Below are 7,351 nucleotides of genomic sequence, written 5' to 3'. Positions count from 1 at the left end.
GCCCAATATGGGCATCGGCGGCATAACACCCGCACAGAAACTGAAAATGGCCGCGTGAATTCTACTGCGGAGCCCCGTTAAAAACGGGGGGATTACCGATTGTCGCCGCGTTTCGCGAACGCGGAACTCTTTTGCCGGCGATCGACACGATCGAACGCATCGGCCTTGCCGGCCGTGCCATAGCCCGGCGCCGGGCAGAAAGAACCCTGATCGAAGACATCCCACTCGATAGGCTTCAATCACTGGATAGGCTGTTAGAGGTTGACCCGTCGATCGGCCAGACGCGCTTTCATTGGCTGCGTTCGGCACCAGAAGCGCCGGCTGCGTCGAACCTCGTCGGGCTGACCGAGCGGATAGCCTTTCTTCGGCGGCTGGCAATCGATCCGGACCTGCAGACGCGCGTATCATCCGGACGGTGGGACCAGATGATCCGGGAGGGCAACGCAACGCCGGCCTGGCTTGCCAACGACTTCAACGCCAGCCGTCGCCACGCTCTGATCGTGGCACAAATCATCAAGCTTTGCCAGAAGCTCACGGACGATGCGGTGACGATGTTCATCAAGCTGATGGGCAAGTTGTTCTCGCAAGCCAACAATCGAAAGAAGCAGCGGCAGATAGACTGCAGAGCGAATACCGCCAAAGCGCTGCGCATGTTTCTAGATACGATCACCGCCCTGCAATCCGCCTACGACTATGGTCGGAACGCATTGGATGTTCTCGACCAGAGAGTCGGCTGGGACCGGCTCCTTCTGATGAAGCCTGAGCTTGAGTCGATGGTCGACGACAACGAGGCACCGCCATTGACCGTGGCAGCCGAACAATACGCGACCGTCCACAAATACATTGGTGCATTCCTTCAGGCCTTCACGTTTCGCTCGGCGCATCGCCACGACCCGCTTCTGGCGGCAATTGCGCTGCTGAAACGGCTTTATGCCGAGAAGCGGCGGACACTCCCGGATCGCGTGCCGCTCACCCACCTCAGCCAAACTGATCGACGGCTTATCTTCGAACAGGGGAAACCTGATCGCCGTCTCTACGAGATCGCCACGCTAGCGACTTTGCGCGACCGGCTTAGATCTGCGGACATTTGGGTCGACGGCAGCCGATCTTTCCGGTCGATTGACGAGCATCTGATGCCGCGGTCGACATTCATCACGATGAAGGAAGAAGACCGTCTCGGTTTGGGGGTCCAAGGCGACGGCGCGCAGTGGCTTGCCGAAGCGTGTCAGATGCTCGAGTTCAACCTGCAGCGTCTCGCGCACCGAGCACGATCCGGTAAGCTCGAGGGAGTTCGTCTTGAGGCCGGAACGTTGATCGTTACACCAACCCTCGGCGAAGTCCCCGTGGCAGCCGAGGAACTGAATGCCGAGATCAGCGACATGTATCCGTTGGTCGAGGTTCCCGACTTGTTAAGGGAAGTGCATGAATGGACCGGCTTTGCGGATCACTTCACGCATGTTCGCACCGGCGACATTCCGAAAAATGTCTCTGCCATGCTCGCTGGTGTACTGGCCGATGCGACGAACCTCGGCCCAAAGCGAATGGCGGGCGCGTCCAAGGGGATCAGCGCTCACCAGATTGGGTGGATGCGTACATTCCATGCCCGATCGGAGACCTACCGCGCGGCGCAAGCGTGCATCACCGATGCCCACACCCAGCATCCGCATTCTCTCCTTTGGGGCAATGGCACAACGTCATCGTCAGATGGCCAATTCTTTCGTGCGAGCGACCGAGCTGCAAAGCGCGGAGACATCAATTTGCATTACGGCAGCGAACCCGGATCGAAATTCTATAGCCATCTGTCAGATCAATACGGCTACTTCAGCATTTTGCCCATCAGTCCGACCGAGAGCGAGGCGGCCTATGTGCTCGATGGGCTCTTCGATCAGGACACGGTCCTCGACATTCAGGAACACTTTACCGACACGGGCGGTGCCAGTGATCATGTCTTCGGGCTGTTTGCCTTGATCGGAAAGCGGTTCTCACCGCGACTGCGCAATCTCAAAGACCGGAAGTTCCACACGTTTGAGAAGGGCGATGCATATCCAACCCTGTCGAACCATATCGGGGCGCCGATCAACACCGCCCTGATTCTCGACCATTGGGACGATCTGCTCCATCTCGCGGCGTCGATCACGACGCGGTCCGTGGTGCCGTCTACGATCCTCAAGAAACTCTCCGCATCTCCGAAGCAAAGCCATCTCGCGAGGGCGCTCCGCGAACTAGGCCGTATCGAAAGGTCGCTCTTCATGATCGAATGGTACTCAAGTCCGGCATTGCGGCGACGCTGTCAGGCCGGCCTCAACAAGGGTGAGGCTGCCCATAAGCTGAAACGCGCTGTCTTCTTCCACGAGCGAGGCGAGATCCGCGACCGGTCGTTCGAAAGCCAGGCGTTCCGCGCCTCTGGTCTCAACCTCGTCGTCAGCGCGATCGTCCACTGGAATACAGTCTATCTTGACCGTGCAATCACACAGCTGAAGCGAGCGGGTCGAGATATTCCTGATACTCTGTTGAAACACATCTCGCCGCTCAGTTGGGAGCATATCAATCTTACCGGCATCTACACCTGGGATGCCGAACATCAGATGCCGAACGGATTTCGATTGCTCCGTCTGCCAGCTAGGCTGCAGCGGGTCGCATAAGTTCTCATTCCGTTCGTCCTTAGCGTACGATTCCGGACTGCTCTTGTTCTGACCCCTTGTCGATCAAAGCGTGAAATTCACGCCGAAGCAACGATCGCGTGCTCTGCTCGGTTAAGGCGACGCCACCCCTGAAGCTCTTCCTGACCGATGGCCGCATCGAGGTCGACAACAACACCGTCGAGAGAACCATCCGGCCGATAGCCCTCAACCGCAAGAATGCTCTCTTCGCCGGACACGACGCGGGAGCGAAGAACTGGGCGGTTATTGCCTCACTGATCGAGACATGCAAGCTCAACGCTGTTGATCCGTTCGCGTACTTGTCCGCCACGCTTACCCGCCTCGTCAATGGACACAAGCAGAGCCGGATCGATCAACTCTTGCCTTGGAACTCCTCGCTGTTCTGTCGCAAGAGCCTCCAATGAATGCTGGGCGGCGGCTGGTCTCTATTGGACCAATTCTATCTCGCTCGGCTTCCATTCCTTCGTGAAGAACGGTTCCAGCGGGCTGTAGAGGCGCAGGATCGTGAACCAGCCTTTATTGGGATCGGTTTGAATCCAGTTGCCGTCACTGATCCCCTCCGGTTTCTTCGGGCCAAAATACACCGTCGTGGAGCCATCGGAAGCGGCCATCGCGGCAGGTGACGGATAGCTCTGGCTGCCCGCACGAGGATACCGTTGCGGCGTATCGAGCATCGAGCGCGACTGGTTGTCATAGACGGTAAAGGACCAGAATTTCCCAGCAGGAATGTTTGCGGGCAAGGAGACCTTGTAGGTCTTGTTGCCATCAAAATACTCGCCTTTAGTATCAACCGTCTGAATAAGATACTGCGAACCTATATCGGTCAGCCGCATGATCATGGCTGGCGTAATGAACGTGTAGCCGAAGAACATGGTCGTGCGCACGTTCAAGGTGCGAGCGCCTGTCGGTGGATTGACGGTGATCGCGCCTTCAGGGCTGACTTCCGGCGGCGGGGTTTCCATGTCGTAGCCGCCGAGGAAGAGCGGGTTGAACCACGTCGAGTTCGGGTAGTAGTAGCCGCCATCCGATGGACGCCACTTGAAGTTCAGGGTTCGTGCCGCAGCGTTGCCGATGGCCGCAGCATCGGTCAGGATTTTCTTCATCCGCTCGTCGGGCGCGAACGGCTTTCCCTTGATGATGCCGATAGCGGCGAGCGAGCCCATGATTTCCGGGTCGAGCGACCCGACCGGTTCCTTTTGGACCACGTCGTTCAGCATCTCGAAGTAGCTGAAGTCACTTGGCGGTATCGTGTTGATGACCTTGCCTGTTCCTTCGGTGAACTTGACCGGCTCCTTGGGACGAAGAAATTCCCAGTCCAGCTTGTGATCCGCCGTCCGGGCCAGAGTTGCCTTGCCCTGCAGAGCGGAGCCGATGCTCGTGCCGTAGCCGCCGGGAAGGTAGGGGTAGACCTTGAGCGTCTTCTTGATCTGTTCGGCAACAGGCTTCGGGTCGTCCTTTTCAAGGAACGACCGACCGAGCAACGTGGCGCGGGTCGTGCGCATCGTCTGGACAAAGTAGCCGCTTTCAGGCAGTTCGCCCTTGTAGCCCGGTGGCACGAACAGATACCTGCCTCCCTCGCCACGGTCGGGACCGGGCAGGCCGAAGTCGGTGATCCATTGGAACCACATGTCGTCGACCACGCCGAGGGACAGTGGCGGCGTCTCGACGACAATCGGCCCGTCGGTGACATCAAGGTTCACCCAGAAGTAGATCGTGTCTGCGTTCGCTGTCAGGAACAGGGACTTGGCGTCCATCAGTTCGGAGAAGATCAGCGCGGTGTTGTTCTCGACCCCCACGTCCTGCACACCCTTGAAGATGCTGGCCACGGACGCGCCTTGGTAGGCATTCACGAAGGCTTCGACGCCGTGCATGAGGTCGAGGTAATCATAGGCCTTCTGCACCGTCTCCTTGCTCGGCGCACCGTCCTTGTAACTCAGGGTGCCAATGCTGCTTTCAACGGTGTCGGGCGTCACGATCTCTTTCGGCATCTTGCCGCTCTCTTGAGCGTAAGAACTCGAAACGGCGGTCGCACACAGCAGGGCCGCCATGGCGATGATGTTTTGTCTGCGGGCGATCTTCATGATGTTCCCTCCCCATGCCACCTCAGTGGCAGATCATCGGCAGTCCCGAGTAAATCCAGACAGCCCAGACGGCGAACCCGCCGACAAGGGCCAAGGCTGGCCAGCGGCTTTCTCGCCAGAGCAGGCGCAACAGTGCTGGTTCTGATAGTCCGGGGACCAGCTCAACGCAGTCGTCGGTCGCCACGCTGCTCGATATATCTGTCATCGGTGCTGCTCCGCCGCTCTGCGGATGCCGCCATAGGCACAGATGACACCCAGGAGGTAGATAGCGATGCACACGGCTTGCAGGGCGAGCCAGGTCACCTTTCCCTCGGCGACCGGCAGGTAGTAGAAGTTCGGCCAGATGGCAGCGACGGCATAGTAACCGGCAAACCCGGCGATGAACTCCGCAAGAATGCCAATGGCACATAGGGCCGGTGCTATTCGCTCTCCGGCTTGGACTGACGTAGCAGCTCCATCTCGTGTCAGGACGATATAACAAAGCCCGATGACGATCATGGCGAGGCTGCCAAGCTGCGCGATGTAGACGGCGAGCGTGAAGGCGCAACCCCACCACAGGGTCACATTCTTGAGGAATGCCTCGCCAACCGGCTCGAACGAGCCGTGCATGTAGTGCGCCAGCGGGACGAAGCCGATCACGAGCCCGAACACGAATAGTCCGAAGCCCCAGCGAACGTACTTTATGCCGATCTCAGCGGGCGTTGCTAAGCTGCCCGCAATGCCGGAATGCGTGGTGATGGTCATAACACCCTCCCTGGATGGCAGAGACGTCGAATCGGGTTGTTAGTTCACCTGCTTGATATCTGGCGGCAGCCATTTGCCGTTCAGGACGGCGGTCTCAGGCCAATAGAGCCGAAGGATCAGGGAGAAGTGGCCCTCCGGTGCCGGTATCCAGTTTGCTTCCTTCTCCGCCCCCGGAGACTTCGCCCCGAGGTAGAGTGTCAACGACCCGTCGTCTGCGTATTTCAGGTCCTTGTTCTTGGTGCCGAGCGAGAAGCGGTTCAGCGGATTGGCAAAAAAGAACTTCTCCTGATCGTACAGCGTCAGCGACCAGAACCCCTTCACGGGAGGAACCTCGCCCTTCGGAAAGGTGATGCTGTATTGCTTGGTGCCGTCGAAGGAGTTTCCGTCGCTGTCGAATTCGCGCAGATTGTATTGGGTTTCCGCCGAGGTGTTCTGATACATGCTCGACTTGCTGATGGCGGTGCGGTTAAGGTAGTCCGTTCCCCATTCCGCTGCGTTCGCCGGTACAGTCCAGCCGTTACCAATCCCCCGGCCGTTATACTGGAACTGGAAAAGCGGTTCGATCAGTTCCTTCTCGGCGGCAACGAAGGAGGCGTCCAGTGCTTTCCTGGTCTCCGGGCTCTTTGCTGCCGCATCCCAGACCGAAGCAATCCATTTGTACAGCGACTCCTCACCGGGAAGTGGCGGCACTTCCTTCACGACGACGGATAGCTCGTCATAGTAGGTCTCCGGCTTCACCCACTTGCTTTCGCCTTTGGGCGCATTCGGCGCGGCGGCAGGAACCGGAAAGTCAGGTGACTTGCTGTAGTCCTTGATCTTCATCTTGCCGTCGAACTGGCTGAGCGGATACATGACGATCTTGTTGATCACCGTTTGAACGGCTGCGGTATCCTCAGGCGTCGAGTCCTTGAACACCCGTGGGACAATGAAAACCAGATCGGTAGAGGACCGGACAACTCCGGTAATGCCCTTCGGCACCTTCCCCTTCCAGTCGCGTCCGACGATCATGTAGAAGCCAGGCTTGGTACCGTATTGCTGGCCAATCCGTCCGATCTCGTCGGTGCGCTGGTCATACATGGCATAGACGTAGAAGCGTTTGCCGAAGTCGGGCACCTGGATGACGGTCGGCTCCTTGTCGAGCGCCGTGAAGCCGCCGCCATAGGCGACGTCCTGGTTGGGGCAAACGATGAATGTCTGATCCGGCTTGATGTAGTTGGTGAGCATCTGGTTGAAGCCGACCGGGGCGACCGGCAAGGCACCACCCAGCAGTCCTGGTTCCGGCGCGGCCCTGAAGGCTTCACGACGATTGTGTGCATTGACCAGCGGGTAGCCCCAAAGATAGGCCATGCGACCAACGAGCTGGACGTATTCGTCCGTCATCGTATTGCCGGGAACAGGGCCGCGAACATCTCCGGCTGTCTTCGGTATCGGCACCTGTATGGTTTCAGCGTTCCCCGCGCAGGGCAACGACATTGTAGCGACGGTCGCCACGGCGACCGCAAAAAGCCTCATGTTCTGCATTGATCCCCCTTGCTTTAAGCTCCAGCTTCCTCAAAGCGTCGGGACACTAACATATATTTCGAGACACTAATATCGCCAAAAGGCAACGGAAGATTGCAGGGGGAGTATTCGACCTTAATCCGCACTGCGGCTGGCATCCCGATAGAGGTTACGCCAGGCTACAACAGGCAAGCGTAAAGCTTTCGAGCCATCATCCTCGACAGAGAACCGCAATAAATCCCGGCCCGTGGGAGCGGCACATCGGTTACAGCCGATCACCCGGCGGGAATAGAGATCGATGACGACAGCGAGGTAGGCGAAGCCCTCGACGGTCCGGATATAGGTGATGTCCGTGACCCATGCCTT

4 protein-coding genes and 3 pseudogenes are annotated in these 7,351 nt (G+C 58.5%); 2 read left to right on the top strand and 5 right to left on the bottom strand.

Translation table 11 applies throughout. The annotated features are described in order from the left end of the window. Window positions 1-98: 98 nt before the first annotated feature. Both ASE04_RS16990 and ASE04_RS16985 read left to right on the top strand, forming a co-directional pair. Window positions 99-2,642 (top strand): annotated as a pseudogene (locus tag ASE04_RS16990) (Tn3 family transposase); the annotation flags it as partial. Window positions 2,643-2,770: 128 nt separating this feature from the next. Next, window positions 2,771-3,064 (top strand): annotated as a pseudogene (locus ASE04_RS16985) (transposase domain-containing protein); the annotation flags it as partial. A 21-nt stretch (window positions 3,065-3,085) separates the two neighbouring features. Here ASE04_RS16985 and ASE04_RS16980 read toward each other — a convergent pair. The 5 genes and pseudogenes from ASE04_RS16980 to ASE04_RS32250 all read right to left on the bottom strand — a co-directional run. After that, window positions 3,086-4,741, bottom strand: a complete 1,656-nt coding sequence (locus ASE04_RS16980) for a DUF1254 domain-containing protein (protein ID WP_082597387.1) — start codon at window positions 4,739-4,741, stop codon at window positions 3,086-3,088. Window positions 4,742-4,763: 22 nt separating this feature from the next. Further along, entirely contained in the window at window positions 4,764-4,946 is a 183-nt protein-coding gene (locus tag ASE04_RS16975; RefSeq protein WP_056819325.1) for a hypothetical protein, read from the bottom strand. Next, window positions 4,943-5,485 carry a hypothetical protein gene (locus tag ASE04_RS16970; RefSeq protein ID WP_056819323.1) on the bottom strand — a complete coding sequence of 181 codons (543 nt, stop codon included), beginning with the start codon at window positions 5,483-5,485 and terminating at the stop codon, window positions 4,943-4,945. Before ASE04_RS16970 ends, ASE04_RS16975 begins: the two co-directional genes overlap by 4 nt. Before the next feature lie 39 nt (window positions 5,486-5,524). Beyond that, on the bottom strand, window positions 5,525-7,006 hold the full coding sequence (locus ASE04_RS16965; protein ID WP_056819321.1) for a DUF1254 domain-containing protein: 1,482 nt from the start codon (window positions 7,004-7,006) through the stop codon (window positions 5,525-5,527). Between the two features lie 249 nt (window positions 7,007-7,255). Next, a pseudogene (locus tag ASE04_RS32250) lies at window positions 7,256-7,351 on the bottom strand (DDE-type integrase/transposase/recombinase); the annotation flags it as partial.

It is taken from the genome of Rhizobium sp. Root708, assembly GCF_001429725.1.
GTDB lineage: Bacteria > Pseudomonadota > Alphaproteobacteria > Rhizobiales > Rhizobiaceae > Rhizobium.
This window is presented reverse-complemented; position numbering and strand designations above follow the sequence as displayed.

Excerpts from the sequence above, each read along its gene's own strand:
- ASE04_RS16965 (WP_056819321.1), bottom strand. The coding sequence starts at position 7,006 with ATGCAGAACATGAGGCTTTTTGCGGTCGCCGTGGCGACCGTCGCTACA.
- ASE04_RS16970 (WP_056819323.1), bottom strand. The coding sequence starts at position 5,485 with ATGACCATCACCACGCATTCCGGCATTGCGGGCAGCTTAGCAACGCCC.
- ASE04_RS16975 (WP_056819325.1), bottom strand. The coding sequence starts at position 4,946 with ATGACAGATATATCGAGCAGCGTGGCGACCGACGACTGCGTTGAGCTG.
- ASE04_RS16980 (WP_082597387.1), bottom strand. The coding sequence starts at position 4,741 with ATGAAGATCGCCCGCAGACAAAACATCATCGCCATGGCGGCCCTGCTG.